Origin of the sequence: Streptomyces aidingensis (assembly GCF_900112355.1) — a bacterium.
In the GTDB taxonomy this organism is placed as follows: Bacteria; Actinomycetota; Actinomycetes; order Streptomycetales; family Streptomycetaceae; genus Streptomyces; species Streptomyces aidingensis.
The window spans coordinates 1-22024 of the sequence record NZ_FOLM01000001.1 but is presented as its reverse complement, the minus strand read 5'-3'; the positions used below and the strand labels follow the sequence as shown (position 1 = coordinate 22024).

18 protein-coding genes and 1 rRNA gene are annotated in these 22024 nt (G+C 74.4%); 7 read left to right on the top strand and 12 right to left on the bottom strand.

The genetic code is table 11. The annotated features are described in order from the left end of the window. Positions 1-212 precede the first annotated feature (212 nt). The 3 genes from BM242_RS00095 to BM242_RS00085 all read right to left on the bottom strand — a co-directional run bounded on the left by BM242_RS00095 (position 213) and on the right by BM242_RS00085 (position 2788). Positions 213-1052, bottom strand: coding sequence for an HAD family hydrolase (locus BM242_RS00095; RefSeq protein WP_093836515.1), 840 nt, complete (start codon positions 1050-1052; stop codon positions 213-215). A 74-nt stretch (positions 1053-1126) separates the two neighbouring features. Further along, positions 1127-2179, bottom strand: coding sequence for an NAD(P)/FAD-dependent oxidoreductase (locus BM242_RS00090; RefSeq protein WP_093836514.1), 1053 nt, complete (start codon positions 2177-2179; stop codon positions 1127-1129). A 99-nt stretch (positions 2180-2278) separates the two neighbouring features. Then, complete coding sequence (locus BM242_RS00085) at positions 2279-2788, bottom strand: DUF6912 family protein (RefSeq protein WP_093836513.1); 510 nt, start codon at positions 2786-2788, stop codon at positions 2279-2281. A 212-nt stretch (positions 2789-3000) separates the two neighbouring features. Here BM242_RS00085 and BM242_RS00080 point away from each other — a divergent pair, with 212 nt between their 5' ends. Further along, a complete protein-coding gene (locus BM242_RS00080; protein ID WP_093836512.1) occupies positions 3001-3495 on the top strand; it encodes an Rv3235 family protein in 495 nt (164 codons plus the stop codon). Positions 3496-3584: 89 nt separating this feature from the next. On the opposite strand, the gene secA is transcribed toward BM242_RS00080, so the two are convergent. After that, a complete protein-coding gene (gene secA / locus BM242_RS00075) occupies positions 3585-6401 on the bottom strand; it encodes a preprotein translocase subunit SecA (protein WP_093836511.1) in 2817 nt (938 codons plus the stop codon). A gap of 242 nt (positions 6402-6643) precedes the next feature. Here secA and BM242_RS00070 point away from each other — a divergent pair, with 242 nt between their 5' ends. Then, a complete protein-coding gene (locus BM242_RS00070) occupies positions 6644-7840 on the top strand; it encodes a winged helix-turn-helix domain-containing protein (RefSeq protein ID WP_425443801.1) in 1197 nt (398 codons plus the stop codon). A 30-nt stretch (positions 7841-7870) separates the two neighbouring features. Here the strand turns inward: BM242_RS00070 and BM242_RS00065 are convergent, their stop codons facing one another. The 6 genes from BM242_RS00065 to mtrA form a co-directional block, all read right to left on the bottom strand. Beyond that, positions 7871-8620, bottom strand: a complete 750-nt coding sequence (locus BM242_RS00065) for a response regulator (protein WP_093836509.1) — start codon at positions 8618-8620, stop codon at positions 7871-7873. Positions 8621-8789: 169 nt separating this feature from the next. Continuing rightward, positions 8790-9482, bottom strand: coding sequence for a ribosome hibernation-promoting factor, HPF/YfiA family (hpf, locus tag BM242_RS00060; RefSeq protein WP_093837235.1), 693 nt, complete (start codon positions 9480-9482; stop codon positions 8790-8792). Positions 9483-9809: 327 nt separating this feature from the next. Continuing rightward, positions 9810-10493, bottom strand: a complete 684-nt coding sequence (locus BM242_RS00055) for a ComF family protein (protein ID WP_342746929.1) — start codon at positions 10491-10493, stop codon at positions 9810-9812. Between the two features lie 89 nt (positions 10494-10582). Then, a complete protein-coding gene (locus tag BM242_RS00050; protein WP_093836507.1) occupies positions 10583-12553 on the bottom strand; it encodes an LpqB family beta-propeller domain-containing protein in 1971 nt (656 codons plus the stop codon). Continuing rightward, entirely contained in the window at positions 12543-14444 is a 1902-nt protein-coding gene (gene mtrB, locus BM242_RS00045; RefSeq protein WP_245833789.1) for an MtrAB system histidine kinase MtrB, read from the bottom strand. Before mtrB ends, BM242_RS00050 begins: the two co-directional genes overlap by 11 nt. A 130-nt stretch (positions 14445-14574) precedes the next feature. Beyond that, a complete protein-coding gene (gene mtrA / locus BM242_RS00040) occupies positions 14575-15252 on the bottom strand; it encodes a two-component system response regulator MtrA (protein WP_093836506.1) in 678 nt (225 codons plus the stop codon). Positions 15253-15622: 370 nt separating this feature from the next. Between mtrA and BM242_RS00035 the strand changes: the two genes are divergently transcribed. The 5 genes from BM242_RS00035 (at position 15623) to BM242_RS00015 (ending at position 21256) form a co-directional block, all read left to right on the top strand. Next, the gene (locus tag BM242_RS00035; protein WP_093836505.1) at positions 15623-16834 is read left to right on the top strand and encodes a DUF7544 domain-containing protein; all 1212 of its coding nucleotides are present in this window, start codon (positions 15623-15625) and stop codon (positions 16832-16834) included. Positions 16835-16838: 4 nt separating this feature from the next. Beyond that, positions 16839-17552, top strand: a complete 714-nt coding sequence (locus BM242_RS30690; RefSeq protein WP_093837234.1) for a DUF4129 domain-containing protein — start codon at positions 16839-16841, stop codon at positions 17550-17552. Next, on the top strand, positions 17549-18919 hold the full coding sequence (locus BM242_RS00025) for a DUF4350 domain-containing protein (protein WP_093836504.1): 1371 nt from the start codon (positions 17549-17551) through the stop codon (positions 18917-18919). Before BM242_RS30690 ends, BM242_RS00025 begins: the two co-directional genes overlap by 4 nt. 62 nt (positions 18920-18981) lie before the next feature. Next, complete coding sequence (locus BM242_RS00020) at positions 18982-19911, top strand: AAA family ATPase (protein ID WP_245833787.1); 930 nt, start codon at positions 18982-18984, stop codon at positions 19909-19911. Positions 19912-19945: 34 nt separating this feature from the next. After that, positions 19946-21256, top strand: a complete 1311-nt coding sequence (locus tag BM242_RS00015; protein ID WP_093836502.1) for a DUF58 domain-containing protein — start codon at positions 19946-19948, stop codon at positions 21254-21256. 28 nt (positions 21257-21284) lie between these two features. On the opposite strand, the gene BM242_RS00010 is transcribed toward BM242_RS00015, so the two are convergent. Beyond that, positions 21285-21833 (bottom strand): GNAT family N-acetyltransferase, encoded by a 549-nt coding sequence (locus BM242_RS00010; protein WP_093836501.1) that lies wholly within the window; start codon positions 21831-21833, stop codon positions 21285-21287. An 84-nt stretch (positions 21834-21917) separates the two neighbouring features. Then, positions 21918-22024: ribosomal RNA gene (gene rrf / locus BM242_RS00005) — 5S ribosomal RNA — on the bottom strand; the annotation flags it as partial.

The window sequence follows — 22024 nt, the reverse complement described above, 5'->3', positions numbered from 1 at the left end:
GGCATACGGCCACGGCCGCGGGCCGACGGCACGCGGCGGGCGGAGGCGACACTGCCATCCGCGGATATCGCGCTGATCACGGGCTCAGGCTACCGCTCCCGCGGGGGGCGTTCCTTCCTGGCAGATGTACAAAGCTCCACGTCTCTTTCCTACAGATTGAACAACGCCGTAACAGGCTCGTCCCCCCGGCCCGCTGCGCGCGGCACCGGGCCTCACCGCTGTTCTGACGGTGTGCCCCGGCGGGGGCCGGGGCCGGGGGCGACCGGCCGGCGCACCAGCTCCGCGGCCAGGCTCACCGCCTCGGCCAGCGAATCCACCACCGGCACCCCGGCCGCCTCCAGGGAGCCGCGGCTGTGCGAGCCTCCGGTGTGCAGCACGGCCCGCACGCCGGCGTGTGCGGCGGCCAGCGCGTCATCGGTGGCGTCGCCGATGACCACGGTGCGGCTCCGGTCGACACCGGCCAGGGCGGCCACATGGCGGGCCATCTGCCGCGCCTTGCCCGTCCGCGGGCCGTGCCCGGCGTCGCCGTCCACCCGTACGAAGTGCCCGTCGATGCCGAGTTCACTCACCCAGGAGCGCAGCCGCTGGTGCGGGGCGAGGGAGCACAGCGAGTGGGTGCCGCCGTCCTCGCCCCAGGAGACCAGCAGTTCGGCGGCGCCCTCGGCCAGCCCGGCCCGGGCGGCTCGGGAGAAATAGTGGCGGTGGAAGGCGGCGTCCATCCGCACGTACTCCTCCTCGCCGGGGCGGCGGCCGAGCACCCGCTCGTAGAAGGCCGGTATCGGCACGCAGAACATCTCCCGGTACTGCTCCAGCGTGAGCTGCGGCAGATCCAGCTCGGCGAAGCAGGCGTTGGTCGCCTCCAGCACGACGTCGATGTCGTGCAGCAGGGTGCCGTTCCAGTCCCAGACGATGTGCGCCGGGCCGCCGCCGTCGGACGGGCCGGCAGCGGGCGCGGAGGCGGGAGCGGGCGCAAGGGCCTGAGCGAGGGCGGGGACGGGGACGGGGGCGGGAGAACTGTCGGACGGGGCCTGCGGAGTCGTACCGGAATCCATCCCTCGACGGTAAGGGCACCCTCTGACAACGGCCCACCCCATTTTCTCCCGCCCCGCCCCGGCCCGGGGCCGGCTCAGGACACGGGCAGCCGCCCTTCCCGCCGCGCGGCCACGGCCAGCGCGGTCTCCTCCTCGGTCAGATCGGCGTTGATGGCCGCGCCGGCCCGCACCCCGGCCGCGGCCGACCCGATCACCTGCTCGGTGACCTGGGTGACATTGCCCGCCACCCACACGCCGGGCACCGCGGTCAGACCGGTCGGATCGGCGGGGACGCGGCTGCCGATGACCATGCCGGCCACCTCCTGGGCCTTAAGGGCCAGCCCGAGCGACGCCAGGAAACCGGCCCGGGCGGTCAGCCCGGTGGCCACGGCCAGCGCCCGGCAGGGCACCACCGTGCCGCCGGCCGTCCGGACGCCGGCCAGCCGCCCGGCCGGGTCCGTCTCCAGGGCGGTGACCTCACCGGCCACCACCTCGATACCGCGCGCCGCCAGCCGCTCCCGCTGCTGCTCGTCCGGCTCCGGCCCGGTGTGCAGGAAGAGCGTGAGATGCGGGCTCCACTGCCGCCACATCAGGGCCTGGTGCACGGCCAGGGGTCCGGTGGCCAGCACGCCGATCGGCCGGTCGCGCACCTCCCAGCCGTGGCAGTAGGGGCAGTGCAGCACATCGCGGCCCCACAGCCCGGCCAGGCCGGGCACCTCGGGCAGTTCGTCGGTCAGGCCGGTGGTCACCAGCAGCCGGCGCGCCCGGACGGTGCGCCGGCCGGCCAGCCGCAGCGTGAAGCCGCCTGCGCCGCCGGCGTCCTCCCCGTTCGTCCCGTCCTTCCCGTCCCGGACGGCCTCGGTGACGGTGCCGGTGAGGAACTCCACGCCGTAGCGGCGGACCTCCTCGCGGCCGGTGGCCAGCAGCTCGGCCGGGGGTGTGCCCTCGTGCCCCAGGTAGCCGTGCACCCCCTCGGCCGGTGCGTTGCGCGGCTGCCCGTCGTCCACCACCAGGACCGAGCGCCGGGCCCGGCCCAGGATCAGCGCGCCGCTCAGTCCGGCGGCGCCGGCGCCGATCACGGCGACGTCGTAGCGGTGTGCCGGAACGGTTCCGGCCGCGGCTGTGTCGTTGCTGTTGTGCCCGCCCATGCGTGCCACCTCCTCTGGATACGGTGGCCACCGTGCGGCCTGCCGCACGCTGCGGGCAAGAAAGCTTGCGGTTTCGGCAAAAAACGGCCCGGGACGCCGCTACAGCAGGCTGTCCAGCTCCTGGACGGCGTACCAGAGGAGCTCGTGGTCGGCGGCGCCGTCCACCACGAAACGGGCGTCCTCGTCACCGGCCTCGGCGGCGGGCAGTGCCTCGGCGGCGGCGGTGATGTCCGGCTCGGCGTCCACGCCGTCCACATGCACCGAGGCGCACTTGGCCAGCGGCACCGTGCCGGCGATCCGCACCTCGCCCAGGGTGACGGCGTCCAGGCCCAGCCCCGGGTCGGCGGCCGGGGTGACGGTGCCGTCCGCGACATCGGCGGCCAGCACCACCCGGCGCGGCGGGATCTCCAGATCGGCGGCGATCAGCCGGAGCGAGGCCTGTGCGGCGCGCCCCATGGCCGCGTACTCCAGCTCCTCCTCGGTGCCGGACAGATACCACTCGCGCAGACCGGGGGTGACGGCATAGGCGGTCAGCGGCGCCGGACCGACCTCTCCGGTGCTGTTCAGCGTGGCCAGCGCCGGGAGCGTGAGCGGGACATAGACGCGCATGGGGCTCACAATACGGCCTTCGCGGCCCCGGCCGCCCCGCCGGAGCGCCGCCGCTCCCGGCGGCACCCGGTGTCAGCCGTCCGGCGGGCGCCACCCGGACGGGCGACCTTCCTTGTCGGCCCCGTATCCGGATACCTACACTCCGTATTGTTACTGGACAGTAGGACTCCGCCCGGCAGCTTCCGGGGAGTCCGGCGAGGGGAGGGGTTGTCTTGAGGATCGGTGAACGCGGCACCGGCCGTCCCGTCCGTGCCGGTGCGCCGCCGGGGCGGCGCGACAGCCGGCGGCCCGGCGGCGGCCGTCCCCGCGGCCCGGTGTCCGCCGCACCGGCATCCGCCGCACCGCCGCGGACACCCGATCCGCGGCGGCCCGATCCGCGCCACCCCCAGCAGTGGTTCGCCCAGCAGTTGCTGCTGGTGCTCAGCGGCCTGCGGCCGGTCCATGTGCTGCTCGGCCACGCCCGCGCCGAGGCGTACGACCGGCTGGGCCGGGCCGCCCCGCACACCCCGCTGCTGCCGCCGGCCGGTACCCGCGGCGCACCCGCGCTGCGCCGGGTGGGCGCCTGCCGCCCCCGCCCGGATGTGATCGAGGCGTTCGCCCGGATCGCGGTCGGCGGCCGGATCCGGGCACTGGCCTTCCGCCTGGAGCGGGCCCCCGCCGGCCGCTGGTACTGCACCGCCCTCGACCTGGACACCCCGTTCCCCTGAGCGCGTCGCGGCCCGCACACGGAAGCGGGGGCCGCCCCCCGGGCGGCCCCCGCTTCGCCGGTGCGCGGCGAACGCCGCCGCGCGCCGGCTCACTTCTTGCGGCGGCGTCCGCCCTTCTGGGCGCGGCGGCGCTCGGCACGCGTCTGCTGCGGCGCGGTCTCGTTCTCCGTGGTCAGGTCGCGCTCCACGACCCCGCCCTCGCCGTCCACGGTCGGCGCCGAGAAGTGCAGCCGGTCGGCGCGCTGCGGCGCCTCCAGGCCCTTGGCCCGGATCTCCGGCCGCCGCCCGGCCGGCACCTGGGGCTGGGCGGCGGGCACGGCCTCCTCCGGCGCTCCGGCCGGCGCGCCCGCCTGCACCGGGACCTCCTCCACCTTCTTCTCCACCTGGACCTCCAGGTTGAACAGGTAGCGGACCGACTCCTCCTTGATGCCGTCCATCATCGCGGTGAACATGTCGAAGCCCTCCCGCTGGAACTCCACCACCGGGTCGCGCTGCGCCATGGCGCGCAGGCCGATGCCCTCCTGGAGGTAGTCCATCTCATAGAGGTGCTCGCGCCACTTGCGGTCCAGCACCGAGAGCACCACCCGGCGCTCCAGCTCCCGCATCACCTCGGCGCCCAGCTCGGCCTCCCGGGCGTCGTACTGGGCGTGGACGTCCTTCTTGACCGCCTCGGCGATGAACTCGGCGGTCAGTCCCTCGCGCTCGCCGACCTCCGCCTCCAGCTCCTCGACCGTCACCGTGACCGGGTAGAGCTGCTTGAAGGCGTTCCACAGCCGGTCCAGGTCCCACTCCTCGGCGAAGCCCTCCTGGGTCTCCGCCTGGACATAGGCGTCGATGGTGTCGTCCATGAAGAAACGCACCTGCTCGTGCAGGTCCTCGCCCTCCAGCACCCGGCGCCGCTCGGTGTAGATCACCTCGCGCTGCCGGTTGAGCACCTCGTCGTACTTCAGGACGTTCTTGCGGATCTCGAAGTTCTGCTGCTCCACCTGGCCCTGCGCGGAGGCGATGGCCCGGGTGACCATCTTGTTCTCGATCGGCACATCGTCCGGCACATTGGCCATGGACATCACCCGCTCGACGAGCTGCGCCTTGAACAGCCGCATCAGGTCGTCGCCCAGCGAGAGATAGAAGCGGGACTCGCCCGGGTCGCCCTGGCGTCCGGACCGGCCGCGGAGCTGGTTGTCGATCCGCCGCGACTCGTGCCGCTCGGTGGCCAGCACATACAGCCCGCCCGAGTCACGGACCTCCTCGAACTCGGCGGCCACCGCCTTCTCGGCGCGCTCCAGGGCCTCCGGCAGGGCGGCCGTCCACTCCTCCACATGCTCCACCGGGTCCAGCCCGCGGCGCCGCAGCTCGTTCTCGGCCAGCTCCTCCGGGTCGCCGCCCAGCTTGATGTCGGTACCGCGGCCCGCCATGTTGGTGGCCACGGTGACCGAGCCCTTGCGGCCGGCCTTGGCGACGATCGCCGCCTCCCGGGCATGGTTCTTGGCGTTCAGCACCTCGTGCTTCACGCCCCGCTTGCGGAGCTGCTGGGAGAGGTACTCGGACTTCTCCACCGAGGTGGTGCCGACCAGCACCGGCTGGCCGTTGCGGTGGCGCTCCACGATGTCCTCGACCACGGCCTCGAACTTGGCCACCTCGGTGCGGTAGATCAGGTCCGCGTGGTCGGTGCGGGCCACCGGCTTGTGGGTCGGGATGGGCACCACGCCCAGCTTGTAGATCTGGTTGAACTCGGCCGCCTCGGTCATGGCGGTACCGGTCATGCCGGACAGCTTGCCGTAGAGGCGGAAATAATTCTGAAGGGTGATCTTCGCGAGGGTCTGGTTCTCGTTCTTGATCTTCACCCCTTCCTTCGCCTCGATCGCCTGGTGCATGCCCTCGTTGTAGCGGCGGCCCGGCAGCACGCGGCCGGTGTGCTCGTCGACGATCACCACCTCGCCGTCCAGCACCACATAGTCGCGGTCCCGCTTGTACAGCTCCTTGGCCTTGATGGCGTTGTTGAGATAGCCGACCAGCGGGGTGTTGACCGACTCGTAGAGGTTGTCGATGCCCAGCCAGTCCTCGACCTTGGCCACGCCCGCGTCATGGATGGCGACGGTGCGCTTCTTCTCGTCCACGTCGTAGTCGCCGGTCTCCACCTCGCCCTTGGTGGGCACGGCCGGCTCGCCCTTTTCCAGCTGGATCACCAGCTTGGCGAAGTCCGCGTACCACTTGGTGGGCTGATCGGCCGGACCGGAGATGATCAGCGGGGTGCGCGCCTCGTCGATCAGGATGGAGTCCACCTCGTCGACGATGGCGAAGCTGTGGCCGCGCTGGACCAGCTCCTCCTTCGACCACGCCATGTTGTCGCGCAGATAGTCGAAGCCGAACTCGTTGTTGGTGCCGTAGGTGATGTCGCAGCCGTACTGCTCGCGGCGCTTGGCCGGGGCCATGCCGGAGGTGATGCAGCCGACCGACAGACCCAGGAACTTGTGCACCCGGCCCATCCACTCGGCGTCCCGCTGCGCCAGGTAGTCATTGGTGGTGATCAGGTGCACGCCCTCGCCGGCAAGCGCGTTCAGATACGCGGGCAAGGTGCTGACCAGCGTCTTTCCCTCACCGGTGCGCATCTCGGCGACATAGCCGTAGTGCAGCGCCGCACCGCCCATGATCTGCACGTCGAAATGGCGCATGCCCAGGACCCGCTTGGCCGCCTCGCGGACCGTGGCGAAGGCCTCCGGCATCAGATCGTCCAGGCTCTCGCCCTCGGCGAGGCGTTCCTTGTACTCGTCGGTCAGGGCACGCAGCTCGGCGTCCGACAGGTCAAGGAAGTCCTCTTCAATGGAATTCACCTGCTGTGCGACGCGGTTCAGCTTGCGCAGGATCTTTCCTTCGCCCGCTCGCATGATCTTGTTGAAGAGGGACACGGGAACTGGTCTCCTTGCCGGTCGGCCCAGGGCCTGTCCGGCCCTGCACGGTCGGGTGCATGGGCGCGGCGTTCCGTGCCCGCCGCATCGGCCATCGTATGCGAGGCGCAAGCGGAGTGTCAGTGCCCGGCCCTACGATCCCCCGCATGACTGCCCCGCACCCGCACACCGTTTCCCAGCCCGACGAGCCGGGCCCGGCGGCCGGCCCGGACCGCGCCGCCCCGGCGGCGGCGCGGGTGCCCGTGCCCCGGGCCGGGGCCGAGCTGTCGGCGGACGAGGCCCGGCGGCTGGCGCTGCACGCCCAGGGCCTGATGGGCCGGCCGGACCGCCGGGCCGGGGTGCCCGGGGTGCTGCGCCGGCTCGGCGCGGTGCAGCTCGACACCATCTCCGTGCTGGCCCGCTCGCACGAGCTGGTGCCCTTCGCGCGGCTCGGCCCGGTGCCGCGGCAGGACGTGGAGGCCGCCTACTGGAGCGGCCGGAGCGCCTTCGAGTACTGGTCGCACGCGGCCTGTGTGCTGCCGATGGAGGACTGGCCGCTGTTCGCCTTCCGGCGCCGGGCCTTCCTGGCCCGCGGCCACCGCTGGCACCGGATGAAGGACGCCGCCCGGTCCCTGGCCGAGGTGCGGGCGCGGCTCGCCGGGGAGGGCCCGCTCACCTCCGCCGAGCTGGGCGGCGCCAAGAACGGCGGCCCCTGGTGGGACTGGTCGGAGACCAAGATCGCGGTGGAGTGGCTGCTGGACACGGGAGAGGTGGTGTGCACCCGGCGGCGCGGCTGGAAGCGGGTGTACGACCTGACCGAGCGGGCCGTCCCGGCCGAGCTGCGCGACCGGGAGCCGCCTGACGAGGGGTGCCGGCGGCAGCTGGTGTCCCGGGCGGGCGCCGCGCTGGGCGTGGCCACGCTGGGCGATCTCGCCGACTACCACCGGATGACCCAGGCCGAGGTGGCCGCGGTGATCGAGGGCACCGGGCTGGTGCCGGTCACGGTCCACGGCTGGCAGGCCCCGGCCTGGGCCGATCCCGCCGCGCTGGCCACGCCCCCGCGCGGCCGGCACCGCACCACCCTGCTGTCCCCGTTCGACTCCCTGATCTGGGACCGGCGCCGCACGGAGCGGATATTCGGCATGACGCACCGGCTGGAGGCCTACACCCCCAGGGAGAAGCGGGTGTACGGCTACTTCGCCATGCCGCTGCTGTCCGGGGGCCGGCTGCTGGGCCGGGTGGACCCGGCCCGCGAGGGCAAGGTGCTGGTCGCCCGGCACGCCAGCTTCGAGGGCACGCCGCGGCAGGCGGCCAGGGCGGTGCCGGCGATGGCGGAGGCGCTGCACTGGGCCGCGGGCTGGGTCGGCTGGGCCGGGGACATCCGCGTCGAGCGGGTCACCCCGGGCGAACTGCGCGAACCGCTGACCACCGCGATCGCCCGGGGCTTCGATCCGCGCTGAGCGCCGGCCCGGGGCCCGGCCCCACCGCCGTCAGCCGTTCTCCAGATCGAGGATCTTCTCCCGCATCGCATAGACCACGGCCTCCATGCGGGAGTGGAGCTGGAGCTTCTCCAGGATGTTCCGCACATGGTTCTTCACCGTGTTCTCGCTGATGAACAGCTCCTTGGCTATCTCGCGGTTGTTCTTGCCGGTGGCCACCAGCTTGAGCACCTCCAGCTCCCGTCCGGTGAGCTTGGGCGCGGGCACCAGCCGCTGCTCCTCCCCGGTGCGCTGGATCAGCGCCTTGAACTCGGTGAGCAGCTTGGCCGCCATGGACGGGCTGATCTGGGACTGGCCGTCGGCCACCGCCCGGATGGCGGCCGTGACCTCGTCGGTGGAGATCTCCTTCAGCAGATATCCGGTGGCGCCGGCCTTGATCGCGTCATAGAGGTCGGCCTCCTCGTCGCTGATGGTCAGCATGATGATCCGCGCGCTGGGGGCCACCTCCTTGATGGCGGTGCACGCCTCGATGCCGCTGCGCTTGGGCATCCGCACGTCCATCAGCACGATGTCGGGCAGCAGGTCGGCGGCCTTCTCCACGGCCTCGGCGCCGTCCCCGGCCTCCCCGACCACCTGGATGTCCTTCTCCTGGGCGAGGACGATCTCCAGACCGCGCCGGAAGAGCTCGTGATCGTCCACCACCAGCACCCGGACCGGCTCCGCGGGCCGGCCCGCGGCGAACGGATCGTCCGGCCCCCCGGCGCGGGCGTGCGGCATCGTCGGGCCGAAGCTGTCCGTCATCGTCATCTCCCCCTGCTGCCTTCGCGCACCGGTCGTCCGCGCGCCCGGCCCATCGGGCTCGCCCCATGATTTCACGACGGCGTCCCCGGCCGGATCACGGAGATCCGGCCGGGGACGGTGCACGCCGTGGCCGGGGGCCCGCGGCCCGCCGCCCCCGCGGGGCGCCGGGTCAGCCGCCCAGCGCTCCGCCGGCGCCCTCCGGCGCCTGCTGGACGAAGGGGTCGGTCTCCAGATGGATCACGCCGTAGTCGTAGCCGCGCCTGCGGTAGACGACGCTGGGGGCCTTGGTCTCGGAGTCGACGAAGAGATAGAAGTCGTGCCCGACCAGCTCCATCTCGTACAGGGCCTGGTCCAGTGTCATGGGGGCGGCGGTGTGGGTCTTCTCGCGCACCACGAGCGGGCCCTCGCCGTCGATCTCCAGTGGTCCCTTCTTCTCCGGGCGGGCCTCGGCCTCCGGCTCGGGCCGGTGGCCCAGCTCGCCGTTGCCGTTCATCCGTGCCGCGCCGGGCACCACGGCGCCGACCTCACTGGCCGGGATGCGGCCCTTGCCGCGCCGGGTGGTCCGCTTGTCGTGCAGTCGCCGCAGCCGGTTCTCCAGCCGCTCCACGGCGAGGTCGAGGGCTCCGTACGGGTCCGCCGCGGCGGCCTCGGCCCGGATCACCGGGCCGCGGTGGCGTACCGTGATCTCGACCCGGTCGGAACGGTCGGCCAGCCGCGGGTTGTGCTCCTTGGACACCTCGACGTCGACCCGGTTGATCTTGGTGTCGATCCTCTGGATCTTGTCCAGCTTCAGCTTCTCGGCCACGTGCCGCCGGAAACGCTCCGGCACATCTGTCTTACGGCCCTTGACGACGATGTCCACGCAGAACTCCGTTCCCGGATCACCTCCGCCGGTGAGGCGGAGCACATCCTTGCAGTAAGTCCGGACAGGTCCCGACGGACGGACCTCTCCGGCGCTACGGCAGGCGCGCCTGTCACCTCCTTCTCCCCCGGCGACGGGCTCCCCATCCCTGCGAATCAGGAACGGGGCCCACTGTCCCGGCGGACCCCATGGAGCGGCTCAGGAGTGCGTATGGATTTGTCCTGGAATTTCCAGGACATCCACCATACCCATGCCCTCGAACGTACCTCCAACGATGGACTGCCGTCACCCGTATGCAAGGCCCTGTCCATGGCGATTCCTCCTGGGTCAGCTACCGGGGACCGACGCGACCACGGCCGCGCCCAGCACGGTGGCCCCGGACTCCCGCACCGCCCTGGCCGCCTCGGCCAGCGTGGCACCGGTGGTGATCAGATCGTCCACCAGCACCAGCGGGCCGGGCAGGGCCGACCGGCCCCGGGGCCCGGCCAGTGCGCCCCTGAGATTCTCCGCCCGGGCCAGGGCGTCCAGCCCCGCCTGGTCGGCGACGCGGCGACGATGCCGCAGCGCACACCAGACCCGCACCGGCATTCCCCGGGCACGCAGCCGCGCCGCGGCGGAACGGGCCGTCCGCCGCACCGGATCGTGCCCGCGCCGGGCCCGGGCCGCCGCCGCGGACGGCACCGGCACCAGATGCAGCACCCCGGCGACCGGCCCGGGGCCGGCCGCGGCCCGTACCGCCCCGGCCAGTGCCGCGCCCAGCGGCCCGGCCAGGCCCAGCGCCCCGCGCTCCTTGTGCGCCAGCAGCACCGCGCGGGCCCGGTCGGCGAAAACGGCGGCGGCGTAGACCGGCGGCAGACCGGGCGGCTCGGGCCGCGGCCGCACCCGCCGCGCCCCGCCCGCCGGCAGCGCCGCCCGGCACTGGGCGCACAGCGGTGTCCGCGCCGCGCCGCAGCCCGCGCACTCGGCCGGCAGCACCAGGCCGCCGAGCTCCCGCATCCATCCCCCGAACACACCCCCACCCTGCCCCGCCGCACCCCGCCCCCGCGACCCCTGTGGAAAACTCCCCGGCCCGCGCCGGGCGGGCGCCCGGGTCCCGGGACTCAGCCGGGATAGACGGGATCGCTGCCGCCGGGGGCCAGGATCTGCCACTGGCCGTCGGGCCGCTGCCGCACCACGCCCTCGGCGACCTCGGCGAGCAGCGGCCGCTTCTCCTCCTCGGAGGCCGCCACCCCGGTGACCTCGCCCAGACCGGGCAGGCTGGGCGTGTTGACCGCGGCGCCGTCCGTGGACACGAACTGGAGCTGCTCCACCCCGTCCGCGGGCCGGCCGACCACCACCAGCCTGCTGTCCCCGGCCCAGGCCGCGGCCGTGACATTGTCCAGATGCGGGGTGACCGGCCGCAGATCGCGCACCGTCACCACATGGTCGGTGCCGCGTGCCGCCTCCACCGCGCTGCCGGCCTCGGCGGCTCCGGCCGCGGGGGTGCGCTCCACCCGTCCCAGGTACAGCGTCCGCTTGTCGCCCCGGCTGAGCAGCAGCGCGATCCGCACCCCGTCCGAAGCCGGCCGGACCTCCTCGATCCGCTGGCTGGCCCGCAGCCCCTCCACCGTCACCGGCACCGCCTCGCCGGTGCCGCCGGGAATCCGGTACAGCCCCGGGTCGCCGCCCCGGTCGGCGAACCACAGGTCCCCGAGCCCGTCCCAGCCCGGCGTGGACAGCCCGCCGGGCTCGGTCTCCGGCTCCTCCCCGCCCGGGTCCTCGCCCCCGCTCCCGTTCTCGCTCCCGTTCTCGCCCTCGTTCCCGTCCGCGCCCGGGCCCTCGCCGCCGGGCTCGGTGACATGGACGGGCTCCGGCAGCGGTTCGGAGCCGGTCAGCCCGGCCACATACAGCTCGGCGCCGCCCACGGACACGCCGGCCGCGAGTTCCTCGTCCCGGCTGACCGCGACCGACCGGAGCTGCGCGTCCTGCAGCGGGCCCGGCACGACGCGCGCCTGGTCGGCCTCCTCGCCCACCGAGACCAGCCGCCGGTCCTCGTTCAGGAAGTACTGCCGGTCCTGGCTGCCGACCAGCAGCCCGGGCCGCCAGTTCAGCGCCTCGGACTCGGTCAGCGAGCAGTGGCGGGAACCGTCCTCGTCGGCCAGCTCCACCACGCCGGGTTCACCCACCCCCAGGTCCCGCACGGTGAACAGCACCTGCGCGGCCATCCGCTCGCAGCGTCCGGCCGGCAGATCCTCCGGCACCCCGGTCAGCCGCACCGACAGCAGACCGGCCTCGGTCACGGTCAGCCGCTGGTCGCCGGCCGGGCGGGCGGAGGCCGGGAAGTAGCTGCGGACCACCGGCGCCAGCCATTCGCTCGGGCCGCGCAGCACCATGGACACCGCCTCGCCCACCGGGTCCACCCGGCTGCGCACGAACACCGGGTCGGGCACCAGGGTGTCGGCCACCCGTGGCACCTCGGCCGCGGCCGCCCCGGCGTCCGCGAAGAAGTAGGTGTCCACCGTGCGGTAGTTGCGGCGGAAGTCCTCCTCTGCCAGCACCAGCCCGTCCGGCAGTTCGTTGATCCGCCACTCGCCGTCCACCAGGCGCAGCCGGAACTGGCCCCGGTAGGTCTCGTCGTCGGGGTGGAAGACCCGGCCTTCGTCGACCGTGGCCAGCCGGGTCCCGGTGACCTCGAACAGGCGGCTCTCGCCGTCGTCGGTCTGCTCGCCGCCCAGGCTGGTGGGGAGCGGCGAGCCGCGCAGCACGGTGGTGCTGGCCAGCGGCCGCCAGGTGTCCTGCGCCTGGGGGGTCAGATACTGCCGGGCGGTGGCGAAGTCCGCCTCGTCGCTGGTGGTGGCCTCCAGAAACCCGAGCACGATCTCCTGCGGAACCGCGCCCTCCTCCGGCGGCACGCCGAACACCCGGACCTGGCCGTCGCCCTCGGGCCGCTGCGCGGAGTCCACCCGGTGCACATCGCCGCTGCCCGGCATGGAGGCACAGCCGGCGAGCAGCAGCGCCCCGGCGGCGCAGCCCAGCAGACGGCGGGCGGCCCGGCCCCGGCGCCGCCGTCCCTCACGTCCCTCAGCGGTCATGGCCGTCCTCCTCCGGCCGCCGGCCGGCCGCCTTGCCGCCGTCCTGCCCGTCGTGCACCGTCCCCGCATCCCGGGCCGGGTCCCGGCCCGGGTCCCGGGCCGCGTCCGGCAGCAGATGCGGCAGGGCGGCGGGTACGGCCCCGGGCGCGCTGGTGGCCGCGCCCGCCCCGGCGGTCACCTCCACCGCCCGGGCCTGCGCCAGGGCCTGGGCCCGGGCGCGCGCCGCCCGGGAGTCGTCCGGCACCAGCGGGATCGGCGATTCGCGCAGCGGCGACCCGGCGGTGCGCGGCAGCGTCAGCCGGAACTGGGAGCCGCCGCCCGGCTCGCCCCACGCCTCCAGCCGGCCGCCGTGCAGATGGGTGTCCTCCAGCGAGATGGACAGCCCGAGGCCGGTGCCGCCGGTGGTCCGGGCCCGCGCCGGGTCGGCCCGCCAGAAACGGTTGAACACCCGCTCCGCCTCGCCCGGCCGCAGCCCGATGCCGTAGTCGCGCACCGCGACCGCCACCGCGGCGTCCTCGCCGAGCCCTTCCGACAGCCGTACCACCACGTCCCGGCCCTCGCCGTGCTCGATCGCGTTGACCACCAGATTCCGCAGCACCCGCTCGATCCGCCGGGCGTCGACCTCGGCCCGCACCGGCCAGGCGTCGCCCAGCACCACCAGCCGGCTGCCCTTGCGTTCGGCCAGCGGCTCGGCGCCTTCCACCACCCGCCGCACCACGGTCCGCAGGTCGGTGGGCTCGGCCTCCAGCAGGGCGGCGCCCGCGTCGAACCGGCTGATCTCCAGCAGGTCGGCGAGCAGCGCCTCGAAGCGGTCGAGCTGGCCGATCAGCAGTTCGGCGGAGCGCGCGGTCACCGGATCGAAGTCCTCCCGGGCGGTATGGATGACATCGGCCGCCATCCGCACCGTGGTCAGCGGGGTGCGCAGCTCGTGCGAGACGTCCGAGACGAAGCGGCGCTGCATCCGGGACAGCTCCTCCAGCTGCTGGATCTGACGCTGGAGGGAGCGCGCCATCTTGTTGAAGGACTCGCCGAGGCGGGCGATGTCGTCCTCGCCGCTGACCTTCATCCGTTCCTGGAGCCGGCCGGCCGCCAGCCGCTCGGCGATCCGGGCGGCCATCCGCACCGGGGTCACCACCTGGCGCACCACCAGCCAGGCGATCACGCCCAGCAGCACCACCAGGAACACTCCGGCGGTGGCGATGGTGGTCTTCACCAGGCTCAGCGACTCGTCCTCCTGGGTGAAGGGGAAGAGGTAGTAGAGCTGGTAGTTGTTGCCGTGGATGTCGCTGAGGCGTTTGCCCACGATCAGCGCCGGCTGGGTGGAGCCGTCCTGCCGCACCACCGTGCCGTACTGCCAGTGCAGCTCGGGGCTGGCGTCGACGGCCTCGCGCATCTCCAGGGAGATGGACTGCTCGGGGCGGATGTCGGAGGAGGCCCGGGGGCCGCGCGGCCCGCCGATGCCGTCCGAGCCGAACCGGGAGTCGTCCAGGTCGGAGCTGAGCGCCACCACCGAGTAGACGCCCTGCCCGCCGCTGGCGAGCTGGGAGACCAGGCCGGTCAGCCAGGTGCCCGGGTCCCCGGCGGGGCCGGTGCCCTCGGCGGTGGCGTCGGGCGCGGCGGCGCGCTCCGCGGCCACCGCGAAGCCGCCCTCGGCCTGGCTCTGCGCGATCTGCCGCTTGGCGTCCAGCAGGCCGTTGCGCACCTGCCCGATGACCACCACGCCCAGCACCAGCACCACGGCCAGGGACAGCAGCAGGGTGGAGGCCACCACGCGGAGCTGGAGATTGCGCCGCCACAGCCGGACGGCGGGCAGCAGCGGACCGCGCGCCCAGCGGCCGAAGATCCGGATGGCGGGCTGTGCCCGGCCGCCGGTCGCGCCCTCGGGCAGCAGCGTGCTGCGCCAGGACCGGGCGCCGGGGCCGCCGGCCGGGCCGGTGGCGTCGGCCGCGCCGCGCGGTCCGCGCTCCCCGGCCGCCTCCGGCACTCCGGCCGCCTCCGGCGCCACCGACGACTCCGTCACGTCAGCTCGAACCCGCCTTGTATCCCACGCCGCGCACGGTCACCACGATCTCCGGGTGCTCCGGGTCCCGCTCGATCTTGGAGCGCAGCCGCTGCACATGCACATTGACCAGGCGGGTGTCGGCCGCGTGCCGGTATCCCCACACCTGCTCCAGCAGCACCTCGCGGGTGAACACCTGCCACGGCTTGCGGGCCAGCGCCACCAGCAGGTCGAATTCCAGGGGGGTGAGCTGGATCGTCTGGCTGCCCCGCTTCACCGAGTGCCCGGCCACGTCGATCACCAGATCACCGATGGCGAGCTGCTCCGGCGCGGGCTCCTCGGAACGCCGCAGCCGCGCCCGGATGCGGGCGATCAGCTCCTTGGGCTTGAACGGCTTGACGATGTAGTCGTCCGCGCCGGACTCCAGGCCGACCACCACGTCCACGGTGTCGCTCTTGGCGGTGAGCATCACGATCGGCACGCCCGATTCGGCGCGGATCAGCCGGCACACCTCGATGCCGTCCCGGCCGGGCAGCATCAGATCGAGCAGCACGAGATCGGGCTTGATCTCCCGGAACGCGGCCAGCGCCTTGTCACCGTCCGCGACGAACGACGGCTCGAACCCCTCGCCGCGCAGCACGATGCCCAGCATCTCGGCCAGAGCGGTGTCGTCGTCGACGACCAGTACGCGTCCCTTCATGCCTTCATCATCCCATTGCCTCTTCCGAACATGTGACCGGTGGTGATCCCGGTCACGGGGACGGCGTGCCCGTCCCCCGGGAACACGCCCTGAGCTGCGGAAGGACGTCCGGCCAGGACGACTCCTCCGCCGCCGGGCGCCGGCGGCCGGCCCGGTGGGCCGCTCGCCCGCGACGCCGCCCGGCGCCGCGCCATCCTCGAAGCCTAGAGCCCCGGCAGACCGCCGTGCAGGGCCTTTGGCCCGGAGAACCACCCGGCGGACGGCCCGGCGGACGGCCCGGGAACGGACTGATCACCAAACCGCCTCCGCCGGGTACAAGCCACGGGACGCATGGCACGATGGGCGGCAGGATCCCATACAAGGAGCGACGATGAGCGACCGCTGGACCTCGCCCGGGTCTCCTCAGCCGGAGGACGAACCGCAGCAGCAGGGGTCCGCCGAGCAGCCCCGGCTCGACAAGACACCCCCGCAGGGCTGGAGCGAGAACCCACCGCCGCCCGCCGGCTGGAGCGGCCCGGGGGCGCCCGGCGGCCCCGGCGCGCCCCCACCGCAGCAGGGCTGGTCCGGCCCCGGCTGGGGAGCGCCCGGCTGGGGTCCGCCCGCCGCGCCCAAGCCCGGTGTGATCCCGCTCCGCCCCCTCGGGGTGGGCGAGATCCTGGACGGCGCGGTCTCCACCGCCCGCGCCCACTGGCGCCCGGTGCTCGCCATCTCGCTGGCCATCTCGGTCGTGGTGCAGGTCGTCACGCTGCCCGCCATGCGGGCCTTCCTGGGCGAGGAGTCCGACTTCGCGGCCCTGACGGAGCGCACCGAGCCCACCGACGAGGAGCTGCGCGCCGCGTTCGGCGACCTCTTCGCCTTCACCTCCATCACGGGGGTGGTCACCATCCTCGGCGTGGTCCTGGCCACCGCCATGCTGACCATGGTGGTCAGCCGCGCGGTGCTGGGCCGCGGCGTCACCGTGGGCGAGGCCTGGGCGGAGTCCCGCGGCCAGGTGCTGCGGCTGCTCGGCCTGGTCGTGCTGCTCCCGCTGATCGGCGCCGTCGCCGTGGCCGTTCCGCTGCTGCTGGCCGCGCTCACCGGCTTCGCCCCGCTGGTCGTGCTGGTCGGGCTCGGTGCGGTGGCGCTGATGCTGTGGCTGATGGTGCAGTTCTCGCTCGCCGCACCCGCCCTGATGCTGGAGCGCCAGGGGGTGTTCCACGCCATGCGCCGCTCCTGGAAGCTGGTCGCCGGCTCCTGGTGGCGGATCTTCGGCATCCAGCTGCTCGCCTTCATCCTGCTGCTCTTCGTCTCCGGCATGATCGAACTGCCCATCGACGTCGTCGCGCGGCTGGTCAGCGGTGACGAGGGCGACTTCCTCACCGGCTCGCTGGAGCTGAGCTGGACCTACCTGGCCATCACCGGTGTCGGCGGGGTGCTCTCGTCCACCGTCACCCTGCCCATCAGCGCCGGCGTCACCGCCCTGCTCTACATGGACCAGCGCATCCGCCGCGAGGCCCTGGACCTGGAGCTGGCCCGCGCCGCCGGAGCCGACGGCCCCGCCACGCCGGGCGGTGCGGCCGGACCGGCCGCACCGCAGGGGTGAGCGGATGGCCGCGGGCGTCTTCCGCGCAGTCACCGCCGACGGCGACCGGCCGCCCGTGGTCATCGGCCGGGACGAAGCCCGCGAGGCCGCCCGGGACGAGCTCACCCAGGAGATCTACCGACAGCACCGGCCCAGCCTGCTGCGCCGGATCAGCGACTGGCTCTACGACCACCTGCTCGACCCGGTCCTGACCAGCACCCTGTCCACCCCCGGCGGCTGGCTGGGGCTGCTGCTGCTCGGCGGCATCGCGCTCGCCCTGCTGTTCGCCCTGCGCAAGCGTCTCGGCGCGCTGAAATCGGCCGCCTCCACCGCCCGCCCCGGCCTGCTCACCGGCCCGCCGCGCACCGCCGCCGAACACCGGGCCGCCGCCGACGCCCACGCCGCGGCCGGCCGCTGGACCGAAGCCGTACAGGAACGGATGCGGGCCATCGTCCGCTCCCAGGAGGAACGCGCCCTGCTGGAACCCCGCCCCGGCCGCACCGCCGACGAGGCCGCCACCGAGGCCGCCCGTGCCCTGCCCGCGCTGGGCCCGCGGCTGCGCGCCGCCGCCCGCACCTTCGACGACGTCACCTACGGCGGCGTCCCGGCCGGCCCGTCGGACCACGCCGCGCTGCGCGAGCTGGACGAGGAGCAGCGCCGCACCAGGCCGCGGCAGCCCGGCGACACCGCCGCCCCGGCCGCCGCCTGGACCGCCCCCGGCGGCGGAGGCCGCCGATGACCGCCCCGGCCCCCGCCACCGCCGCGCCCGCCGCCACCTCGGTCTCGCCCACCGCCGGCGACCTCTTCCGCCGCGCCCGCGGCCCGCTGGCCGGCATCGCCGTGGTGCTGCTCGCCGGCCTGGTGCTGGGCCTGCTGCGGGGCGGCGACGGCGGACGCCTCGACCCCCGCTCCCCCACCCCCGGCGGCACCCGCGCCGTGGCCCGGCTGCTGGCCGGTCACGGCGTCGACACCACCGTGGTCACCACCACCGCCGAGGCCGCCGCCGCGGCCGGCCCGGACACCACCCTGGTGGTCGCCGTACCGGAACTGCTCGCCGAGTCCCAGTGGGACACCCTGTACGGCGCCGCGGCCGGCAGCGGCGTCCGCACCGTACTGCTCGGCCCCACCCCGCCCGCCCTTGACCGCTTCGCCCCCGGCGTGCAGATCGACGGCTATGCCGAGCCCGGCGAACGCGACCCCGGCTGCACCGACCCGGCCGCCACCCGGGCCGGCTCCGCCCGCCTGGGCGGCTGGACCTACCTCTCCGGCCCGGGCGCCGCCGCCGCAGCGGACCGCCTCACCGGCTGCTACCGCGCCGACGGCCTGCCCTCCCTGGTCACCCTCACCGGCCTCACCGCCCCCGAGGAGGGCGGCCCGGACGACGAGACCGTGCTGCTCGGCACCCCCGACCCGCTGCAGAACGAACACCTCGACGACCTGGGCAACGCCTCCCTGGCCATGCAGCTGCTGGGCGCCCGCCCGCATCTGGTCTGGTACCTGCCCTCCCCGGACGACGTCCCGGTCGGCCCGGACGGCGAACGCGAGGAGCTGCCCTTCCTGGGCAGCGAGGGCCTGCTCGACCTGCTGCCCGCCGGCTGGCGCTGGGCCGCCCTGCAACTGGGCATCGCCGCCGCGCTGGCCGCCCTCTGGCGGATGCGCCGCCTCGGCCCGGCGGTCACCGAACCGCTCCCGGTGGTGGTCCGCGCCGCCGAGACCACCGAGGGCCGCGCCCGCCTCTACCACCGGGCGGGTGCCCGCGACCGCGCCGCCGAGGCGCTGCGCGACGCCACCCGCCACCGCATCGCCCCGCTGCTCGGCGTGACCACCGCCGGCTCGCGGGATGCCACCGCCCTGCCCGCCGCCGTCGCCGCCCGCACCGGCGCCTCCGCGGCAGCCGTCCACCACCTGCTGTACGGCCCCGCACCCGCCGACGACCCGGCGCTGGTCCGCCTCGCCGACGAGCTGGACGCACTGGAACGCCGCCTCGGCCCGGCCACCGCAGCCACCACAGCCGCAGCCGCAGCCGCAACCGCAACCGGCACCGGCGCCGACGCCGCCCCGGCCACCGCGACGACCGAACCCGACCCACCACGAGGACGCCCGTGACCACCGACTTCCCCGCCGCCGACGCCGGCGCCCCCGGCCCGGACGACCGCTCGCACACCGCTCTGGAATCCCTGCGCGGTGAGATCGGCAAGGCCGTCGTCGGCCAGGACGCCGCCGTCACCGGCCTGGTCATCGCCCTGCTCTGCCGCGGCCACGTGCTGCTCGAAGGCGTCCCCGGCGTCGCCAAGACCCTGCTGGTCCGCGCCCTGGCCACCGCCCTGGACGTGGACACCAAGCGGGTCCAGTTCACCCCCGACCTGATGCCCAGCGACGTCACCGGCTCGCTGGTCTACGACGCCCGCACCGCCGAGTTCTCCTTCCAGGCCGGGCCGGTCTTCACCAATCTGCTGCTCGCCGACGAGATCAACCGCACCCCGCCCAAGACCCAGGCGTCCCTGCTGGAGGCCATGGAGGAACGCCAGGTGTCGGTGGACGGCAAGCCGCGCCCGCTCCCCGAGCCCTTCCTGGTGGCCGCCACCCAGAACCCGATCGAGTACGAGGGCACCTATCCGCTGCCCGAGGCCCAGCTCGACCGCTTCCTGCTCAAACTGATCCTCAACGTCCCCGGCCGGGAGCACGAGATCGATGTGCTCACCCGGCACGCCGCCGGCTTCGACCCGCGCGACCTGGCCGCCGCCGGCCTGCGCCCGGTGGCCGGCCCCGGCGATCTGGCCGCCGCGCGCCGGGCCGTGGCACAGGTCACCGTCGCCCCGGAGATCACCGGATACATCGTCGACCTGTGCCGGGCCACCCGCGAATCACCCTCCCTGGCCCTGGGCGTCTCCCCGCGCGGCGCCACCGCCCTGCTCAGCACCGCCCGCGCCTGGGCCTGGCTCACCGGCCGGGACTATGTCACCCCCGACGACGTCAAGGCGCTCGCCCTGCCCACCCTGCGGCACCGGGTCCGGCTGCGTCCCGAGGCCGAGATGGAGGGCCACACCGCCGACCACGTCCTCACCGGCCTGCTCGCCCAGGTCGCCGTCCCCCGCTGACCCGGCCCCGGCCCCGGCACCCGCGGACACCGCCATGGCACTCACCGGACGCACCGCACTCATCGCCGCCCTCGGCGCACTGATCGTCGGCCTGCTGCTGCCCGGCCCGCACGGCATCGCCGCCGTCGGCCTGCCGCTGCTGGCCGCGGTCCTGGCCGATCTGGCCGCCGCGGCACCGGTCCGCGGACTGGCCCTGAGCCGCTCCGGCGCCACCTCGGTCCGGCTCAACGAGGAGGCCGCCGTCACTCTCACCCTGGCCAACCCCTCCGGGCGCCTCCTGCGGGCCGATCTGCGGGACGCCTGGCCGCCCAGCAGCTGGCCGCCGAAGGCCGCCTGGGAGGCGTCCCGGCACCGGGTCACCGTCCCCGCCGGGGAACGCCGCCGGCTGACCACCGTGCTGCGGCCCACCCGGCGCGGCGACCACTCCGCCCGGCGGATCACCGTCCGCTCCTACGGCCCGCTCGGCCTGGCCGCCCGCCAGGGCTCCCATGCCGTGCCCTGGACGGTCCGCGTGCTGCCGCCGTTCACCAGCCGCAAGCATCTGCCCGCCAAACTGGCCCGGCTGCGCGAGCTGGACGGCCGCACCACCGTCCTCATCCGCGGCGAGGGCACCGAATTCGACTCCCTGCGCGAGTACGTCCCCGGTGACGATGTCCGCTCCATCGACTGGCGGGCCACCGCGCGCCAGTCCACCGTGGCCGTGCGCACCTGGCGGCCGGAGCGCGACCGGCATCTGCTGCTGGTCCTGGACACCGGCCGCACCTCGGCGGGCCGGGTCGGCGACGTGCCCCGGCTGGACGCGGCCATGGACGCCGCCCTGCTGCTCACCGCGCTCGCCTCGCACGCCGGGGACCGGGTCGACCTGCTGGCCTACGACCGCCGCGTGCGGGCGACGGTGCGCGGCCGGACCGGCAAGGATGTGCTGCCCGCCGTCGTCCAGTCGCTGTCGGCCCTGGAGCCGGCGCTGATCGAGACCGATCACCGTGCCCTGGCCGGCGCGGCCCTGGAGTCCGCGCCGCACCGCTCGCTGCTGGTGCTTTTCACCGGCCTGGACACCGGCCCGGTGGAGAGCGGCCTGCTGCCCGTTCTGCCGCGCCTGCTGCGCCGCCACACGGTGCTGGTGGCCGCCGTCGGCGACCCCCGCATCCGGGAGATGGCCGGCACCCGGGGCACGGTCCCCGGCGTCTACGAGGCCGCCGCCGCGGCCTCCCACGTGGCGGAACGCCGGCGCACCATCGAGCGCATCCGCAGGATGGGCGTCACCGTTGTCGAGGCCCCGCCCGAGGACCTGCCGCCCGCCGTCGCCGACGCCTACCTCGCGCTCAAGAGCGCCGGCCGCCTCTGAGTCCTCACCCCGCCGCCCGGGGCCGCCGCTACGGCAGCACCCAGGTCTCCAGCACCGTGGTCTCCCCCTTGAGCTCGCGGTCCGCCCGCTCCTCGGTGAGCCGGAACCCGGCCGCCCGTGCCACCGCCGTACTCGCCAGATTGCCCGGCTCTATGCGGAGCACGATCCGCCCGAAGTCCGCCGCCCGGGCATGTTCCGCCAGCAGCCTGAGCGCCCGCCGCGCCAGCCCGCGCCCCCGGTGCCGGGGCCCGATCACATACCCCAGCTCGATTTCCCGTTCCTCCTCGGCGTTCCGGAACATCACCGCTCCGCCGAGCGCCTCACCGCCGTCGAGGGTGACCGCCAGATTCACCCCCTGTCCGCCGGCCCGCAGCGCCCGCGCCTTGACGACATAGGCCCGGGCCGCCTCCAGATCGAATGGTGAGGCCAGCGGCGTCCATCGGGCCACATCGGGATCGTCGAAGAGTTCCACCATGCCGGCCAGATCCTCATCCGCCCACTGCCGCAGATGAATGCCGTACCCCACAAGCCGGAAATCCGGGGACCAGAGCACATCGGGCTGGGATGGTGATGACATAAGAACATCCTGCCCGCCCGGCGGAAAACAGCAAGAGGCCCCGCCGGGAATTCTCACCCCCGGCGGGGCCTCTCATCAAGAATTGTTCGGCGGCGTCCTACTCTCCCACACGGTCCCCCATGCAGTACCATCGGCGCAGCAAGGCTTAGCTTCCGGGTTCGGAAAGTAACCGGGCGTACCCCTCACGCTAT

Bases quoted from the DNA above. Each gene is read 5' to 3' on its own strand.
- BM242_RS00050 (WP_093836507.1), bottom strand. From the start codon at position 12,553: ATGACCGCTGAGGGACGTGAGGGACGGCGGCGCCGGGGCCGGGCCGCC.
- BM242_RS00025 (WP_093836504.1), top strand. From the start codon at position 17,549: ATGACCGCCCCGGCCCCCGCCACCGCCGCGCCCGCCGCCACCTCGGTC.
- BM242_RS00085 (WP_093836513.1), bottom strand. From the start codon at position 2,788: ATGCGCGTCTATGTCCCGCTCACGCTCCCGGCGCTGGCCACGCTGAAC.
- BM242_RS00035 (WP_093836505.1), top strand. From the start codon at position 15,623: ATGAGCGACCGCTGGACCTCGCCCGGGTCTCCTCAGCCGGAGGACGAA.
- BM242_RS00090 (WP_093836514.1), bottom strand. From the start codon at position 2,179: ATGGGCGGGCACAACAGCAACGACACAGCCGCGGCCGGAACCGTTCCG.
- BM242_RS00095 (WP_093836515.1), bottom strand. From the start codon at position 1,052: ATGGATTCCGGTACGACTCCGCAGGCCCCGTCCGACAGTTCTCCCGCC.
- BM242_RS30690 (WP_093837234.1), top strand. From the start codon at position 16,839: ATGGCCGCGGGCGTCTTCCGCGCAGTCACCGCCGACGGCGACCGGCCG.
- BM242_RS00065 (WP_093836509.1), bottom strand. From the start codon at position 8,620: ATGACGGACAGCTTCGGCCCGACGATGCCGCACGCCCGCGCCGGGGGG.
- BM242_RS00015 (WP_093836502.1), top strand. From the start codon at position 19,946: ATGGCACTCACCGGACGCACCGCACTCATCGCCGCCCTCGGCGCACTG.
- mtrA (WP_093836506.1), bottom strand. From the start codon at position 15,252: ATGAAGGGACGCGTACTGGTCGTCGACGACGACACCGCTCTGGCCGAG.
- BM242_RS00010 (WP_093836501.1), bottom strand. From the start codon at position 21,833: ATGTCATCACCATCCCAGCCCGATGTGCTCTGGTCCCCGGATTTCCGG.